We start from the raw sequence: 15,131 nt of genomic DNA, 5'->3' as shown, positions 1-15,131 counted from the left end.
CCGGGCCGAGGCCACTAACACGAGGTCAGGAGTGCTTCCTGCCCTTTTCGCTCGGAACGACACCCATCAGGCCCGCGTTGCTCGAACCACTGGCAGCCGGGGCGAGTTCCGGCGTCACCTGCGGGGTCCACACCTCGGTGCACGCAAGGCTCGGGGGCGTAAACGGAGCCACAGGGAGCCCGAAGACCAGGGTGCACTCGGTCTCGTACACATCCCCGCCCTCGGTGAGCACCTGGACCGAGGCGGTGTTCAGGGCCCCGTTGCTGGCCACCGAGATGGCGCAGGCGTCCGCCGGGTAGCCGCCGAGCGGGGTGTTGCTGATGTTCTCCCAGTCGTAGACGCCCCCCGGAACAGTCCGGATGCCGGCGAAGGCGACCCCGTCGACGAGCGCGGCGCTCACCTGGTGGGTGCTGACCGGGGCGACCACGAGGGGGTTGTAGGTGTCGATGTCGCTGCAGGGACCCGTGTCACCGGTCGGACCCGTGGGACCGTCCAGACCGTCAAGACCGGCCGGACCCGTCGGACCGGTCGCACCGTCCAGGCCGTCAAGTCCGGCCGGACCCGTCGGACCGGTGGGGCCAGTGGGGCCGGTGGGGCCGCGCCGGCCGGTGGGCCCGGTGGGCCCGCAGTCGCGGTCGGCCACGACCGACTTCTCCGTCACGTCACAGCCCACGCCCGACGGGCCGGACACGGACGTGGGCGCCTTGGCACTCTGCGCCATGGCGATCCCGGGGGTCGCGATACCCGAAACCACGAGGGCGAGCGACGCCATCGTGCCGCCGACCAGCCAGGCGCGCCGCTTCGGAAGCGGACCCAGAGAGGACTTGGTCCTGTTCTCAGGACTCATACAGGTGCTCCTTCTTGAACCAGTTCGAGTGAGACTCTGGAAGCCAGTTCGAGCCTCCTTCGACATCATCGGTTCGCGGACGCAACGTCCTTGAGAGCATCGCGGAGCTATCAACGCAATGGCGTACGAGTAGCACACCAATGGCTGTGTACGCGGCAGGGAACGGCACAGTCGTCGGCGTGCCGTGACCGCGCCGCCGGGTCCGGTGCCTAAGGTCGCCGCCGGAGAGACCCGCCGGAAGTGGTGATGCCATGAAGCCGACCGTGTGCCTGTGCATGATCGTCAAGAACGAGGCGAAAGTCATCGAACGATGCCTCGCGTCCGTGCGAGACCTGGTGGACACCTGGGTGATCTCCGACACCGGCTCGACCGACGGAACCCAGGAGTTGATCCGCACAACGCTGCAGGGCATTCCTGGCGAGCTCCACGAGGAGCCCTGGGTCAACTTCGGCCACAACCGGAGCCTGAACATCCGGCACGCCCGCGGCAAGGCCGACTATCTGCTCCTCCTCGACGCGGACCATGTGATCCGCCAGGACGGCCCGCTGCCTCGCCTCACCGCCGAGGCGTACATGCTGCGCCACGAGAGCGCGACCGAGTACCGCATCAAGCGCCTCGTCCGCGGCGACCTGCCATGGCGCTACGAGGGCGTCACCCACGAGTACCTCACCGCCGACCGGCGCGACACCCAGGAGAACCTCGACGCCCTCGTCATCGAGGACTACGCCGACGGCGGCTCGCGGCACGACAAGTTCGAGCGCGACGCGCGTCTGCTGAGCGCCGAGATGGAGCGCGACCCCGCCAATGGCCGCACGGTCTTCTATCTGGCGCAGACCATGCGCGACATGGGCAGTGCCGACGAGGCGATCACCCTGTACGAGCGCCGCGCGGAGATGGGGGGCTGGGGCGAGGAGGTGTACTACTCGCTGCTCCAGGCCGGGATCCTCCGGGCGGACTCCGGCGACTGGCCCTCGGCCATGGACACCCTCTCCCGCGCCTGGGAGTCGCGCCCGCAGCGGCTCGAAGCGTGTTACGAACTGACCTCACGGCTGCGCCGGCAGAGCCGCCATCACACCGCGCACGCGATCGTCCGTGCCGGGCTCGGCAAGAAGCAGCCGGACGACATCCTCTTCATCCATCCGTGGGTGTACCGCTGGGGACTGCTCTTCGAGTACTCGATCACGGCCTACTGGGTGGGCGACATGGCCGCCTCGCTCCAGGCCTGCAACCGTCTGCTGGCGATGCCCGACCTGCCCGAGCCCTATCGGGAACAGACCCTCACGAACCGAGGATTCGCGCAGCGTCGACTCACGCCGGAAACGGCGGTGGGACGGCAACGCCCCGGCCGGGCGCGAGGCTCCCGCCGACGCGTGTGACAGGACCTAGGGGCCCTACTGAACGGCGCCGTCCTCCTGGGACCGGTTCGCCTCGAGACGGGCCTTGGTCCTGTCGACCTTGCCAGCGATCTGCTCGGACATCGCGTCACGCTGCTTGCGCAGCAGTACGAAGCTCAGCGGCGCGGACAGCACGAGCGCGAGCAGGACGACCCAGACGAAGTTCGAGTCGCCGAGCCCCTTGGGCAGGGCGCCGACCTGGACCAGGCCGCCGACGACGACGAAGCAGCCGATGAAGATCGCCAGGCGCAGGGTGGTGTACCTGATCGCGGCGCTCGACTTGGCGGACACGGCGGGCCTTCTCTCTTCGTACGACAGGTAGTGCCCGTCCAGTGAAGCACGTCCGCTATGGGATCAATTCAGCGGGAGCAGCATCATGATGTCGTCGCGGTCGTCACCCTCGGCGACCCGGATCGCACCGGGCACCCGCCCGACTTCCTTGTAGCCGCACGCGGCGTAGAAGCGGTCGACGCCGGTCCCGCCGCGGCAGGTGAGCCGTATCGCCTCTATGCCCTCGAAGCCGCGGGCCGCTTCCTTCACCGCCGCCATCAGCTCGCGGCCGTAGCCCGCTCCCTGGTGGCGGGGGTGGATCATGACCGTGTACAGCCACACCCAGTGGCGCATCAGCCGGTGGGTGTTGTGCGTGAGGAAGGCGGTGGCCGCAACGGCGCCTTCCTCGTCGTACCCCACCAGCAGCCGGCTGCGGCCCTCGGCCATCGAGACCAGTTGCTTCACAAACTCCGGCCGTACGGCCTCTTCGTCTACGGGCGGCACGAATCCGACGGCGCCCCCGGCATTGGACACGTCGGCCCAGAGCGCTACGACCCCGTCCCGCAGCGCGCGGTCGACCGGCGGATCCAGTTCGAAGGTAAGGGACATGCGCGAAGATTATCCATTACGCGGAAGGCCGTTCAAACCGGGCTCACTCCCCGGGACGCCGGGTCCGCCCGGGCTCTTGAGCAGGACGAAGCCATCCTCGTAAGCCACGCTGCGGTACCCCTTGCGCAGCGCGCCGTCCAGTTTGAATTTCTCCTGTCCGGCGGTCAGCGGCCATCGCCGCTCCGCCGGCACCCGGGTGTCCACCATGATCCACTGAGGCAGGGGGCGGCTCGCGGGCCAGCCGTACAGGCTGACGCTCGTGCGCCTGGTGAGCTGGGGCACCAGATGGCTGGACGCCTGGACCGTGGCGCCGTCGGGGATCTGATCCATCAGACGGTGGGCGACAGCGACGCGGGGATCGGTCCGCCAGGTGGCCGACTGGACCAGCTGCCACAGCGGAAACTGCGGAAGCAGCAGGACGGTGATCGCGGCAGAGCCCACGAGATACCGGCGCAGGCTGCTCGCACTGGAGCGCCGTCGGACCAGAGCGTCGATGAATGCCGCGAAGACGATCGGCATCAGCACCAGCGAATAGTGGAACTCGGTGCCCCAGTGAACCGCGTTGCCCGAGGCGCCGCGCCAGAGCAGAGTCGGCAGCGCGATCCACAGCAGCGGGGATCGCAGAGCCAGGAACAGGGTCGGGGCCAGTACGAGCACAAGTGTCGACATCTTGGCTGCGGGGGTGATGAGACCGACCGTGTACTTGTGGAGCAGATCTCCCGGTCCGCCTCCACTTCCTGCCGGGCTGTCCAGGTAGAACCAATAGGCAAAGGAACCGGTCGGGTTGACGGCCGGCAGAATCACCAGCAGCGCCAGCACGGTCCCGGCCAGACCGGCGGACGCGGTGATGATCCCGAGTCTGCGGTTGCCGCGCAGGGCGACGACGAGACCGATCACGGCCACCGTGAGTCCGAGGTCTTCCTTCACCAGCAGCAGGGGAAGAGCCCAGTACGCCGCGGCGCGCAGCCGGTCGTTCGCGAGAGCCGTCAGTGAAAAGGCGAGGAGGGGGACGGCGAAGGCCACTTCATGGAAGTCGAAGCCGACCGCCGTCGCGATGCCCCAGGAAAGGCCGTAGCAGACACCGATGACCGCGGCGGCCACGGAGCCCAGCGTTCGCTTTGCCCAGACGGTGAGGGGCAGAACGCTCACGGCGATCAGCGCCGACTGCGCCACGAGCAGGGCATTCGGTGCCGGCCACAGCCAATAGAGCGGTGCCACCAGGGCCAGAATCGGGGAGAAATGGTCCCCCAGAACGGGAAAGTCCGGACCCTTCAGTTCGGCGACGGGCAGGTGGCCGTGCGCGTAGGACTGGACGACCTGCTCGAAGATTCCCAGGTCGTAGCTGTTGGAAAGCATCCGCTGATGGATACGAAGGGACAGCGCCGCGTAAAGGAAGAACAGCGCTCCCGCCAGGACCCACATCCACCATGCGACGCCGGAGCGCCTTTCATGAACCGTCTCCGCCGACGACTGTTTGTCGGACTCCGATTGCTGCGATGGCAGAGTGGTGCCGCTGGTGGGGAATGCTTGCATGGCCATGCCTTCCAGAAGCTGAGGCTGAGTGGCCATCAAGATGCCAGCAACCTGGAAGACTTGACTCTGAGCAAACTGCCGTGTGGTAAGAATCCCCCGAATGGCCGCGCCCCAGGGCGAATTCGGAAACGTCCGTGCCCGGGGCGCAGCCTCAGGCCGGCGTCAGACCCGCATCGGCTGGGGCGACTCGCGGCGGTCCGCGTCCGGCCCCGGGTACTCCCGGATGACCTCGTAGCGCGTGTTCCGCTCCACCGGGCGGAAACCGGCGTCGCGGATCAGGTCGAGCAGGTCGTCACGCGTCAGCTTGTTCGGCGTGCCGTAGTTGTCCGCGTCGTGGGTGATCTTGTACTCGACGACCGAGCCGTCCATGTCGTCCGCACCGTGCTGCAGCGCCAGCTGAGCGGTCTGCACACCGTGCATCACCCAGAAGACCTTGACGTGCTGGACGTTGTCGAACAGCAGCCGCGAGACCGCGAAGGTCTTCAGCGCCTCGGCGCCGGTCGCCATGGTGGTGCGCGCCTGGAGGCGGTTGCGCACCTTGCCGTCCTGCATGTCCACGAAGTCGTGCTGGTAGCGCAGGGGGATGAAGACCTGGAAGCCGCCGGTCTCGTCCTGGAGTTCACGCAGGCGCAGGACGTGGTCGACCCGGTGCCTGGGCTCCTCGATGTGGCCGTACAGCATCGTGCACGGGGTCTTGAGACCCTTCTGGTGCGCGAGCCGGTGGATGCGCGACCAGTCCTCCCAGTGGGTGCGGTGGTCGACGATGTGCTGCCGGACCTCCCAGTCGAAGATCTCGGCGCCGCCGCCGGTCAGCGACTCCAGACCGGCCTCGATGAGCTCGTCGAGGATCTCGGAGGCGGACAGCCCGGAGATCGTCTCGAAGTGGTGGATCTCGGTCGCCGTGAAGGCCTTCAGCGAGACGTCCGGGAGGGCCTTCTTGAGCTCGCTCAGCGACCGCGGGTAGTAGCGCCACGGCAGGTTGGGGTGGAGCCCGTTGACGATGTGCAGCTCGGTGAGGTTCTCGCCCTCCATCGCCTTGGCGAGGCGGACGGCCTCCTCGATGCGCATCGTGTACGCGTCCTTCTCGCCCGGCTTGCGCTGGAAGGAGCAGTACGCGCACGACGCGGTGCACACGTTGGTCATGTTGAGGTGCCGGTTGACGTTGAAGTGGACGACGTCACCGTTCTTGCGCGTCCGCACCTCGTGCGCGAGGCCGCCGAGCCACGCCAGGTCGTCCGACTCGTAGAGGGCGATGCCGTCCTCGCGGGTCAGCCGCTCCCCGGAACGGACCTTCTCCTCCAGCTCGCGCTTGAGCCCAACGTCCATGTACGGCCGCCTCCCATACGATTCGTCAACAGGCCCCACCAAAGGTACGCCCCTGCCTACTCGGGCAGATCTCCGACCCGGTTCTCCCACTTCGTGGAGAGCACGATCGTCGTACGCGTACGCGACACGCCCCTCGTGCCGGACAGCCGGCGGATCGTCTTCTCCAGACCGTCCACGTCGTTCGCCCGCACCTTGAGCATGTACGAGTCGTCGCCCGCGATGAACCACAGGTCCTCGATCTCGGCGAGGTCCTTGAGCCGGCGCGCCACGTCCTCGTGGTCGGCCGCGTCCGAGAGCGAGAGACCGATCAGAGCCGTGACGCCGAGACCGAGCGACCTGGCGTCGACCGTGGCGCGATAGCCGGTGATGACGCCCGCCGCCTCGAGGCGGTTGATGCGATCGGTGACGGAGGGCCCCGAGAGCCCGACGAGCCGGCCGAGCTCCGCGTACGAGGCCCTGCCGTTCTCCCTGAGGGCCTGGATGAGCTGCCTGTCCACCGCGTCCATATGCCTGGACCCTTCCATTATTCAGCGATTCCGCAAGTTTACCATGAGAATCTAAGGTGCGCAGCGCAAAATTCCTACGAATTATACAATTCAAGCGTGAGGTGCCGGCGGGTCAGTCCGTACGAGGGCCACCCAGCTCACCCTCCCAGCGGCGGTACAGCCGATGCGGCACCCCCGCCGCGTCCAGCACCCGTCCCGCCACGAAGTCCACCAGATCCTGAATGTGCGTCGCCCCCGCGTAGAACGCCGGAGAGGCCGGGAGCACCACCGCACCCGCCTCGTCCAGTGTCACCAGATGCCTGAGGGTCTGCCCGTTCAGCGGGGTCTCGCGCACCGCGACCACCAGCTTCCGCCGCTCCTTGAGCGTCACGCTCGCCGCCCGCTGCAGCAGATCCTTCGAGAGCCCGAGCGCGACTCCGGCCACACACGCCGTGGACGCCGGGACGATCAGCATCCCCTTCACGGGATACGAACCCGACGAGGGCCCGGCGGCCAGATCCCCGGCAGCCCAGTGCCGTACGTCGTCGACGTCCACCCGGAAGGTGCCCGGCTTTCCGTCCGCCCCGCGCGCCAGCCACTCCCGCAGATCCTCGCGCCAGTGCGCGTCACGGAAGGCGATCCCCGTCTCGTCGAGCAGTGTCAGCCGTGAGGCCCGGCTGACAACCAGGTCAACGCTCTCGCCGGCGGCGAGCAGCCCGCGCAGCACGGCGGCGGCGTACGGCGTCCCGGACGCGCCGGAGACGCCCACCAACCAGGGGGTGCGCTTGGCCTCGTTCATGCCGCTGAGCCTATCCGCCGGTCACACCGTCAGGCCGCGCACCATCAGATCGAGCAGCGCGCACCCGAACAGGGCGATGCCGATGAAGCCGTTGACGGTGAAGAAGGCGCGGTTGAGACGGGACAGGTCGTGCGGCTTGACGATCGTGTGCTCGTAGAGGAACGCGGCGGCGACGATCAGCAAGCCGGTCCAGAAGAACCCGCCCGCCTCCGTGGCCAGCGCGTACCAGACCAGCAGGACGGTCGTCACGACATGCGCGGCCCGGGCCCCGTACAGCGCGGCCGGGACGCCGAAGCGGGCCGGGACCGACATCACGCCGTGCGCGCGGTCCGCCTGCACGTCCTGGCAGGCGAAGATCAGGTCGAAGCCGCCGATCCAGACGCCGACGGCAAGACCGAGGATCACCGAGTCCCAGGACCACGCGCCGGTGATCGCGATCCACGCGCCGACCGGGCCCATGGCCTGGGCGAGGCCGAGGATGGCATGCGGGAAGTTCGTGAACCTCTTGCCGTACGGATAGACCACCATCGGGATCACGGCGATCGGCGCGAGCGCGAGGCACAGCGGATTGAGCGCGGCCGCCGCCCCCAGAAAGACGACGACGGCGATCAGCGCGCCGGTCCAGGCGGACCGCACCGACACCGCCCCGGTCACCAGTTCACGGTTCTCGGTGCGCGGATTGCGGGCGTCGATCTCGCGGTCGATGATCCGGTTGCAGGCCATCGCGAAGGTCCGCAGCCCGACCATGGCGAGGGTGACCAGCAGCAGCCGCCCCCAGTGGATGTTCCGGTCGAACTGGAACATCGCGGTCAGCGCGGCGATGTACGCGAAGGGCAGCGCGAAGACCGAGTGCTCGATCATGACGAGCCGCAGAAACGACTTGGTCCTGCCGGGTTGCGGGACTGCTGCGGCGGCGCTGCTCACAGGCCGTACTCCTTCCACCGGCGGTCGACCTTCGCCGCCGTATCCGGGTCCGACTCGACCATGTCCGGCCAGCCGCCGTCCCGGACGTACCCCTCCTCGGGGAGCTTCTTCGTCGCGTCGATGCCCGCCTTGCCGCCCCAGAACTGCTGGTACGAGGCGTGGTCGAGATGGTCGACCGGGCCCTCGACGACGGTGAGATCACGGGCGTAGTCGGTGTTGCCGAGCGCGCGCCAGGAGACCTCGTGCAGATCGTGCACGTCGCAGTCCGCGTCGACGATGACGATCAGCTTCGTCAGGGACATCATGTGGGCGCCCCAGATCGCGTGCATGACCTTCTGCGCGTGCTTCGGGTACTTCTTGTCGATCGAGACGATCGCGCAGTTGTGGAAGCCGCCCGACTCGGGAAGGTGGTAGTCCACGATGTCCGGAACGATGATCTTGAGCAGGGGCAGGAAGAACCGTTCCGTGGCACGGCCGAGCGGTCCGTCCTCCGTCGGCGGGCGGCCCACCACGATCGACTGGAGGATCGGCCGCCTGCGCATGGTCACGCAGTCGATGGTCAGCGCGGGGAAGGGCTCCTGGGGAGTGTAGAAGCCGGTGTGGTCGCCGAAGGGGCCCTCCGGGAGCATCTCGCCCGGCTCCAGCCAGCCCTCCAGGACGACTTCGGCGTTCGCCGGGACCTGGAGCGGCACCGTCTTGCAGTCGACCATCTCGATGCGCTTGCCCGCCACGAAGCCCGCGAAGAGGTACTCGTCGATGTCACCGGGCAGCGGCGCGGTCGAGGCGTAGGTCACCGCGGGCGGGCAGCCGAAGGCGATCGCGACCGGCAGCCGTTCACCGCGCTTGGCCGCGACCTGGTAGTGGTTGCGGCTGTCCTTGTGGATCTGCCAGTGCATGCCGATGGTGTTCCGGTCGTGCCGCTGAAGTCGGTACAGACCGAGGTTGCGCACGCCCGTCTCCGGGTGCTTGGTGTGGGTCAGACCCAGGTTGAAGAAGGAGCCGCCGTCCTGGGGCCAGGTGAACAGCGCGGGCAGTTGGTCCAGATCGACGTCGTCACCGCGCAGGACGACCTCCTGCACCGGCGCGTCCTTCACCTTCTTCGGCGGTACGTGGACCATCGTGCCCAGCTTGCCGAAGGCCTCGCGGACCCCGACGAACCCGTGCGGCAGCTCGGGCTTGAGCAGCCCGCCGATCTTGTCGCTGATCTCGGAGTAGGACTTCAGGCCGAGCGCCTTGAGCAGCCGGCGGTCGGTGCCGAAGACGTTCATCGCGAGCGGCATCGCCGACCCGCGGACGTTCTCGAACAGGAGCGCCGGACCGCCCGCCTTGTTCACCCGGTCGACGATCTCCCCGACCTCCAGATACGGGTCGACCTCGGCCTTGATGCGCTTGAGGTCACCCTCGCGCTCCAGCGCCCGGAGCAGGGAGCGAAGATCGTCGTAAGCCATGCCGTCCAGTATCGGGCAAGGACTAGGCTTGGCCTGTCACCGGGGCCCCAAGCAGCCCCGCCACCGCTCCCCGGGGGGAACGCACCACCATGCTCCGGTATCTGCCCTTCCTGCTGGTCCTGGCGCTGTGGATCTACGCCTTCATCGACTGCCTCAACACGCCCGAGCAGGAGGTCAAGCACCTCCCGAAGGTGGTCTGGGTCATCATCGTGCTGCTCTTCGGCGAGGTCCTGATCGGCCCGATCGCGTGGCTCGTCGCGGGCAGGGACCGCAAGGCCACCGCCGGCGGCAGCACACCGTCCCCATGGCACCGCAACCACCGCACCGAGTTTGTCGCGCCCGACGACAACCCGGACTTCCTGAAGTCCCTCAAGGACGAGGCTGTGCCTTCTGAAGATGTGAAGGACGAGGCGCTCCTCAAGGACTGGGAGGCGGATCTGCGCCGCCGCGAGGAGGAGCTCAAGCGCCGCGAGAACGGCGACGACCCCCAGAAGCCCTGACATGGAACTGCGCCTGCTGGTCACCTTCGAGAAGGTCGCCACCGTCCTCAGCTTCACTCAGGCGGCGGCCGAGCTGAAGTACGCCCAGTCCAGCGTGACCAGCCAGATCCGCTCGCTGGAGACCTCTCTCGGCACGGAGCTCTTCGACCGGCTCGGCAGCCGCATCCGGCTCACCGAGGCGGGCGCGCGGCTGCTGCCGTACGCACGCCGGATCATCGAGCTCTCCGAAGAGGCCAGGGTCGCCGTCACCGGCGCCGACGAGCCCGCCGGGGCGATCAACGTCGGCACCATGGAGTCGCTGACCTCCTACCGGCTGCCCGCGCTGCTCGAACTGTTCCACCACCGCTATCCGCAGGTGAGGCTGTCGCTGCGCCCCACGCTCGGGGACGAGACCCGTCAGGCGCTGCGCCAGGGCGTGTACGACATCGGCTTCCTGATGGAGCGGGAGACCGAGCACGCGGGCCTTCAGACCGAGGTGCTGACCGCCGAACCGCTCGTCCTGGTCTGCGCGCCCACCCATCCGCTCGCCGACGCGGCGAAGCTCGCGACCGTCGATCTCGCGGACATCCAGCTGGTGGGTACGGAGCCGGGCTGCCCGTACCGCGACCTCTTCGAGGAGGAGCTGCGCGAACGCAACGGCGCTCCCCCGCCCTTCATGGAGTTCGGCACGATCGAGGCGACCAAGCGGGGTGTGGCCGGCGGCCTCGGGGTCGCGCTGCTGCCGCGCATGGCGGTGCGCGAGGAGCTGGCGTCGGGGACGCTCCTCGCGCTGCCGTGGGAGCCGCCGTTCCAGCTGTACACGCAGGTCGCGTGGCGGGAGGGGAAGCGGCTGCCGCGCCATGTGCGGCTGTTCATCGACGAGACGATGCGGCTGGTGCGGGAGCAGGAGTCGGCGAGCCGGTCCGAGGAGCCGAACCGGTAACCGTACGGGGCGACTTGGCGAGGTTGACCTTCAGGCTGGCGAACACGATCAGCGGGACGCCGAGCGCCTGGACGAGGCCGATGTGGTGCCCGTACACCGCCCAGTCGGCGACCATCGCGACGGCCGGGTAGGTGAAGGCGAGCACGGCGATCTTCGCGGTGGGCAGCTTCTGGTAGGCGGCGTACATCAGGACGTACATCAGGCCGGTGTGGATGAGTCCGAGGCCGATCAGCCAGCCCCAGTCGGCGCCGGTCCCGCTCATGGCGCCGAAGTCGGCGAGGGGCAGCAGCAGCGGGATGCCGACGAGGACCTGGACGAGTGCGATCAGGTGCGGGCGTACCCCCGTGACGCGCTTGGTGACGAGCGTGGAGAGGCCGTAGAGGAGCGCGGCGGCGAGCGCCTGGCCGATGCCGAGCAGATAGGTGCTGTTGCCGCCCGTGAAGTCGCCCGGCGTGACACCGGAGACGAGGATCAGCCCGGCGAACGCGAGCGCGATCCAGCCGACCTTCGCGGCGGTGAGGCGCTCACGGAAGAGCAGGGCGCCGAGCAGCACCACGTAGAAGGGCTGCGTGTGGTAGACGACGGTCGCGACGGAGATCGACGTGTTCTCGTACGACTCGAAGAGCAGCACCCAGTTGAAGACGATGAACAGGCCGCCGAGCGCGGCCAGTCCGAGCTTCTTCGGGGTGAGGCCGTGGTCGCGGAAGTAACCGCGGGCCAGTGCGTAGCTCCCGAGGGCCAGGGCGCCGAAGAGGACGCGGAAGAAGACGACGTTGAAGGCGGAGGCCCCCGACTCGACGACGAAGATTCCGAGCGTGCCGGACAGGACCATGGCCGCGGTCAGCTGCAGGGTGCCCTTGCTCTCTGTGTTCATGACCATGACGCTACGAGTGGGGGCGGGAGCCGGTCCACGAGCCAGTGGGGCGTCCTGCCGATGGGCCGATCGGCGCCGCCGATGACTTAAGGTCCTGTCCGGCCGATCAGGCCGGGCTCGACCTAGCTTCGGAAGGTGAGCGTCATGGAGAACGCGCGGTACGGGGAATGGCTGCGGGCGGCCGTCGAGGAGGCCAGGACCGGCCTCGCGGAGGGCGGGATCCCGATCGGGGCCGCGCTGTACGGCGCGGACGGGAGCCTGCTGGGGCGCGGCCACAACCGGCGGGTGCAGGACGGCGATCCGTCGATGCACGCGGAAACGGCCGCCTTCCGGGCGGCCGGGCGGCAGCGCTCGTACCGGGGCACGACCATGGTGACGACCCTCTCGCCGTGCTGGTACTGCAGCGGCCTGGTCCGGCAGTTCGGGATCTCCCGGGTGGTGATCGGCGAGGCGGCGACCTTCCACGGCGGGCACGACTGGCTGGCCGAACACGGCGTGGAGATCGTGCTGTTGGACGACGCCGAGTGCAGGACCCTGATGGAGGACTTCATCAGGGAACGTCCCGACCTGTGGAGCGAGGACATCGGTGACTGAACCCAGGATTCCCACCATCGATCTGCGCCACTGGTCCCCCGGGGACCCTGCCGCCCGTGCCGCCGTCGCGGCGATGGTCGACACGGCCCTGCAGCGCGCCGGATTCCTCCTGGTCACGGGCCATGGGGTCGATCCCGGACTGCGCGGACGGATCCGGGAGGCGGCGGGAGAGTTCTTCCGGCTGCCCGAGGCGGCGAAGGAGCGGTACGCCGTGCGGGTCGGCGGACGCGGCTGGCTGGGCCCGGGCGCGGAGGCCAACGCCTATGCGGAAGGCACCGAGTCTCCCCCGGATCTGAAGGAGTCGCTGTCCTTCGCGGCGGACGAGCCGACCGGCGACCCGGCGGTGGACGCGGAGTGGTTCCTGCCCAACACCTGGCCGGACGAGGTGCCGGGGCTCAAGGCCCTGGTCGAGACGTATCTCGCGCAGATGCGGGAGCTGTCGGACCGGCTCCTCGGACTCCTCGGCGTCGCGCTGGGCGAGCCGGAGACCTTCTTCACCCGGCACACCGGGCACCCCACCTGGGGCTTCAACATCAACTGGTACCCGGGCAGGGACCGGCTCGGAGATCCGCAGCCGGGCCAGTTCCGCATCGGCCCGCACACCGACTTCGGCACGGTCACGGTCCTGGACCGGCAGGCGGGCAAGGGCGGGCTCCAGGTCTTCACCGACGAGGGCGGCTGGGAGGACGCGCCGTACGACCCCGGGGCCTTCACCGTCAACATCGGCGATCTGATGGCCCGCTGGACGGGCGACCGCTGGCGCTCGGGCCGCCACCGGGTGCTGCCACCGCCCGCGGACGCGCCCGCGGAGGAGCTGATCTCGCTGGTCTACTTCTACGAGTGCGACCCCGGCACCGATGTCCTGGGCATCGACTCGCACACCTATCTGCGGGCTCAGCTCGACGCGATCACGGCCGGCTGACGTACTCCTCGCGCAACAGCTGAATGCTGCCGTCCCGGGGCTCGCTGGTGCCATGGCGGATCGCGTCCATGGCACCAGCTCAGGACTCGTGCACCCTAGGGCGTCTGGCGTACCCGGTCGACGACGGCCCGCTGAAGGATCGCGCTGGAACCCTCCAGCTCGCCCTTCTTCAGTCCGCCCTCGATGTCCCGGACCGCGACGGACCGCTCGCCGAGGTACTTCTTGGTCTTCTTGTCGAAGATCAGCTCCTCCCGTATGCCGGAGTCCTCCCGGGCGACCGCCACGCCGTGTCGCCCCGCCGCGTCCACGGAGTCTTCGACGATCTGGACGCCGGGGATCTTCGCGGCCGCCCGGTAGAGCGCTGCGCTCACCTTGGGCGGCATCAGCGACTCGGCGACCAGGTCGCCGACGAGGACGAAGGCGTTCTGGTCCTTGCTCTTGCCGCCCTCGCCCCTGTCCACCTTGTGGAGCCAGGTCAGCATCGCGTCGGGGTCGGTGGGCAGGGTCTGGAGATGGCGGTAGTTGGTGTTGCTCTCCACACCCGGGGTGTCGGGGTTCAGCGGCCTCTGACCGACGTGGTTGGCCTCGCGCAGGAAGCCTGCCCGGGAGCCGTCGACGGAGCGCCAGACCTCCCTCTTGTGGATGGGTTCGAGCTTCGGCTTCCTGCCCGCCTGGTACCCGACGTAGCCGACCTTGCTCTCGATGTAGACGAACTGGTCGTCACGGATGTCGCCGGGCACGGTCCCGTGCTCGGCGGCCAGCGCGACGTCCTCCAGCAGGGCCGCCGCCTCGGACGGGGCCGGCCTGACACCGCCCGCGTCGTGCCCGGTGAAGACAAGTCCGGCGATGACCGAGGCGGCCACCGCGACCGCCGCGAGCGGAGCCAGCACGCCGGGCCTGCGCCAGCCCTCCCTCATCGGCTTGCCCTGGACGCGGACCCCGTTGTCCTGGGTGCGGTCCTTGGCGCGGTGTGGGGTGCGGTCTGGGGTGCGGATCTCGCTCATGAGGTGCTCCTTCAGGACGCGGTGGCGGCCCGGCGGGAGGTCCCTCTCGGGAAGTTCGGTCATCGGTTCCCCTCCTGGATGGGCCCGGCCGCGGGGTCGCGGCCATCTCTTACCTGTCCGCGCCTCGTCGGCGGTTCCACCTCTTTTGCGAGCTTTGTACGGGCCCTGAACAGCCGGGATCTGACGGTGCCGACCGGCACGCCGAGCGCCTCGGCGGCGGCCGCGTAATCGAGACCGGCCCAGACGACCAGGGCGAGCACCTCGCGCTCGGGCCGCCGGAGAGTTGCCAGGGCGGTTTGTACGAGGGCGAGTCGGTCGGTGTCGTCGAGGCGCCCCGCGACCTCGTCCGCGAAGTCCCGCACCGCCTCGCCCGGCGGCAGCCGGGCCACGGCGGCCGCGTGTCTGCGCGCCGCCCGCCGGGCGTTGCGCGTCACGTTCGTGGCGATGCCCAGCAGCCAGGGCCGCAGCGAACCGCCGTCCCTGTCCGCCTTCCCGCGCAGGCGCCACGCCTCCAGAAAGGTCAGCGAGACGACGTCCTCCGCGACCGACCAGTCCCCCGTCAGCCGGTAGGCGTGGTTGTAGACGGAGCGTGCGTACGCGTCGAAGAGCTCCCCGAAGGCCTCTTGGTCCCCCGCCCGGATCCGGGCTCGCGAAGTGTCCACACCCTCCAACTGTCCGTA

At 68.9% G+C, this 15,131-nt stretch carries 17 protein-coding genes; 5 read left to right on the top strand and 12 right to left on the bottom strand.

The annotated features are described in order from the left end of the window. Positions 1–25: 25 nt before the first annotated feature. Entirely contained in the window at positions 26–847 is an 822-nt protein-coding gene (locus tag OG741_RS23380) for a hypothetical protein (protein ID WP_405600901.1), read from the bottom strand. A 251-nt stretch (positions 848–1,098) separates the two neighbouring features. Here OG741_RS23380 and OG741_RS23375 point away from each other — a divergent pair, with 251 nt between their 5' ends. Next, positions 1,099–2,223: a glycosyltransferase gene (locus OG741_RS23375; RefSeq protein ID WP_405600898.1), complete on the top strand. Its 1,125-nt coding sequence runs from the start codon at positions 1,099–1,101 to the stop codon at positions 2,221–2,223. 15 nt (positions 2,224–2,238) lie between these two features. Here the strand turns inward: OG741_RS23375 and OG741_RS23370 are convergent, their stop codons facing one another. The 8 genes from OG741_RS23370 to OG741_RS23335 form a co-directional block, all read right to left on the bottom strand. Beyond that, positions 2,239–2,532: a DUF4229 domain-containing protein gene (locus OG741_RS23370; RefSeq protein WP_361908204.1), complete on the bottom strand. Its 294-nt coding sequence runs from the start codon at positions 2,530–2,532 to the stop codon at positions 2,239–2,241. 63 nt (positions 2,533–2,595) lie between these two features. Then, the gene (locus OG741_RS23365; protein ID WP_405600895.1) at positions 2,596–3,120 is read right to left on the bottom strand and encodes a GNAT family N-acetyltransferase; all 525 of its coding nucleotides are present in this window, start codon (positions 3,118–3,120) and stop codon (positions 2,596–2,598) included. A 9-nt stretch (positions 3,121–3,129) separates the two neighbouring features. Further along, entirely contained in the window at positions 3,130–4,659 is a 1,530-nt protein-coding gene (locus OG741_RS23360) for a DUF2079 domain-containing protein (protein WP_405600892.1), read from the bottom strand. 156 nt (positions 4,660–4,815) lie between these two features. After that, positions 4,816–5,979, bottom strand: coding sequence for an aminofutalosine synthase MqnE (gene mqnE, locus OG741_RS23355; RefSeq protein WP_266479414.1), 1,164 nt, complete (start codon positions 5,977–5,979; stop codon positions 4,816–4,818). A 56-nt stretch (positions 5,980–6,035) separates the two neighbouring features. Continuing rightward, positions 6,036–6,485 (bottom strand): Lrp/AsnC family transcriptional regulator, encoded by a 450-nt coding sequence (locus tag OG741_RS23350; RefSeq protein WP_142214307.1) that lies wholly within the window; start codon positions 6,483–6,485, stop codon positions 6,036–6,038. Between the two features lie 112 nt (positions 6,486–6,597). Continuing rightward, positions 6,598–7,263 (bottom strand): UbiX family flavin prenyltransferase, encoded by a 666-nt coding sequence (locus OG741_RS23345; RefSeq protein WP_361908193.1) that lies wholly within the window; start codon positions 7,261–7,263, stop codon positions 6,598–6,600. Between the two features lie 21 nt (positions 7,264–7,284). Then, entirely contained in the window at positions 7,285–8,187 is a 903-nt protein-coding gene (gene mqnP, locus OG741_RS23340; protein WP_405600888.1) for a menaquinone biosynthesis prenyltransferase MqnP, read from the bottom strand. Continuing rightward, positions 8,184–9,635: a menaquinone biosynthesis decarboxylase gene (locus OG741_RS23335; RefSeq protein ID WP_405600885.1), complete on the bottom strand. Its 1,452-nt coding sequence runs from the start codon at positions 9,633–9,635 to the stop codon at positions 8,184–8,186. Before OG741_RS23335 ends, mqnP begins: the two co-directional genes overlap by 4 nt. An 89-nt stretch (positions 9,636–9,724) precedes the next feature. On the opposite strand from OG741_RS23335, the gene OG741_RS23330 reads away from it, so the two are divergent. Together OG741_RS23330 and OG741_RS23325 are read left to right on the top strand one after the other, a co-directional pair. Beyond that, positions 9,725–10,135: a PLD nuclease N-terminal domain-containing protein gene (locus OG741_RS23330; protein WP_405600883.1), complete on the top strand. Its 411-nt coding sequence runs from the start codon at positions 9,725–9,727 to the stop codon at positions 10,133–10,135. Between the two features lies 1 nt (position 10,136). Then, the gene (locus OG741_RS23325; protein ID WP_405600880.1) at positions 10,137–11,057 is read left to right on the top strand and encodes a LysR family transcriptional regulator; all 921 of its coding nucleotides are present in this window, start codon (positions 10,137–10,139) and stop codon (positions 11,055–11,057) included. Here the strand turns inward: OG741_RS23325 and OG741_RS23320 are convergent. After that, entirely contained in the window at positions 10,987–11,931 is a 945-nt protein-coding gene (locus tag OG741_RS23320; protein WP_405600877.1) for a DMT family transporter, read from the bottom strand. The two genes, OG741_RS23325 and OG741_RS23320, sit on opposite strands and share 71 nt — an antisense overlap. Positions 11,932–12,075: 144 nt before the next feature. On the opposite strand from OG741_RS23320, the gene OG741_RS23315 reads away from it, so the two are divergent. Together OG741_RS23315 and OG741_RS23310 are read left to right on the top strand one after the other, a co-directional pair. Continuing rightward, positions 12,076–12,525 (top strand): nucleoside deaminase, encoded by a 450-nt coding sequence (locus OG741_RS23315; protein ID WP_405600876.1) that lies wholly within the window; start codon positions 12,076–12,078, stop codon positions 12,523–12,525. Further along, positions 12,518–13,447 carry an isopenicillin N synthase family dioxygenase gene (locus OG741_RS23310; protein ID WP_405600874.1) on the top strand — a complete coding sequence of 310 codons (930 nt, stop codon included), beginning with the start codon at positions 12,518–12,520 and terminating at the stop codon, positions 13,445–13,447. Before OG741_RS23315 ends, OG741_RS23310 begins: the two co-directional genes overlap by 8 nt. 95 nt (positions 13,448–13,542) lie before the next feature. Here the strand turns inward: OG741_RS23310 and OG741_RS23305 are convergent, their stop codons facing one another. Beyond that, positions 13,543–14,514 carry a CU044_5270 family protein gene (locus OG741_RS23305; RefSeq protein WP_405600872.1) on the bottom strand — a complete coding sequence of 324 codons (972 nt, stop codon included), beginning with the start codon at positions 14,512–14,514 and terminating at the stop codon, positions 13,543–13,545. Continuing rightward, entirely contained in the window at positions 14,511–15,113 is a 603-nt protein-coding gene (locus tag OG741_RS23300) for an RNA polymerase sigma factor (protein ID WP_405600869.1), read from the bottom strand. Before OG741_RS23300 ends, OG741_RS23305 begins: the two co-directional genes overlap by 4 nt. Between the last annotated feature and the right edge of the window lie 18 nt (positions 15,114–15,131).

This window comes from Streptomyces sp. NBC_01410, assembly GCF_045040195.1.
Lineage (GTDB): Bacteria > Actinomycetota > Actinomycetes > Streptomycetales > Streptomycetaceae > Streptomyces.
This window is presented reverse-complemented; position numbering and strand designations above follow the sequence as displayed.

What these genes read in the sequence shown, in the direction of transcription:
- OG741_RS23325 (WP_405600880.1), top strand. Translation starts at nt 10,137, where the DNA reads ATGGAACTGCGCCTGCTGGTCACCTTCGAGAAGGTCGCCACCGTCCTC.
- OG741_RS23345 (WP_361908193.1), bottom strand. Translation starts at nt 7,263, where the DNA reads ATGAACGAGGCCAAGCGCACCCCCTGGTTGGTGGGCGTCTCCGGCGCG.
- OG741_RS23380 (WP_405600901.1), bottom strand. Translation starts at nt 847, where the DNA reads ATGAGTCCTGAGAACAGGACCAAGTCCTCTCTGGGTCCGCTTCCGAAG.
- OG741_RS23350 (WP_142214307.1), bottom strand. Translation starts at nt 6,485, where the DNA reads ATGGACGCGGTGGACAGGCAGCTCATCCAGGCCCTCAGGGAGAACGGC.
- OG741_RS23375 (WP_405600898.1), top strand. Translation starts at nt 1,099, where the DNA reads ATGAAGCCGACCGTGTGCCTGTGCATGATCGTCAAGAACGAGGCGAAA.
- OG741_RS23315 (WP_405600876.1), top strand. Translation starts at nt 12,076, where the DNA reads ATGGAGAACGCGCGGTACGGGGAATGGCTGCGGGCGGCCGTCGAGGAG.
- OG741_RS23335 (WP_405600885.1), bottom strand. Translation starts at nt 9,635, where the DNA reads ATGGCTTACGACGATCTTCGCTCCCTGCTCCGGGCGCTGGAGCGCGAG.
- OG741_RS23330 (WP_405600883.1), top strand. Translation starts at nt 9,725, where the DNA reads ATGCTCCGGTATCTGCCCTTCCTGCTGGTCCTGGCGCTGTGGATCTAC.
- OG741_RS23305 (WP_405600872.1), bottom strand. Translation starts at nt 14,514, where the DNA reads ATGACCGAACTTCCCGAGAGGGACCTCCCGCCGGGCCGCCACCGCGTC.
- OG741_RS23365 (WP_405600895.1), bottom strand. Translation starts at nt 3,120, where the DNA reads ATGTCCCTTACCTTCGAACTGGATCCGCCGGTCGACCGCGCGCTGCGG.
- mqnE (WP_266479414.1), bottom strand. Translation starts at nt 5,979, where the DNA reads ATGGACGTTGGGCTCAAGCGCGAGCTGGAGGAGAAGGTCCGTTCCGGG.
- OG741_RS23320 (WP_405600877.1), bottom strand. Translation starts at nt 11,931, where the DNA reads ATGAACACAGAGAGCAAGGGCACCCTGCAGCTGACCGCGGCCATGGTC.
- OG741_RS23360 (WP_405600892.1), bottom strand. Translation starts at nt 4,659, where the DNA reads ATGGCCATGCAAGCATTCCCCACCAGCGGCACCACTCTGCCATCGCAG.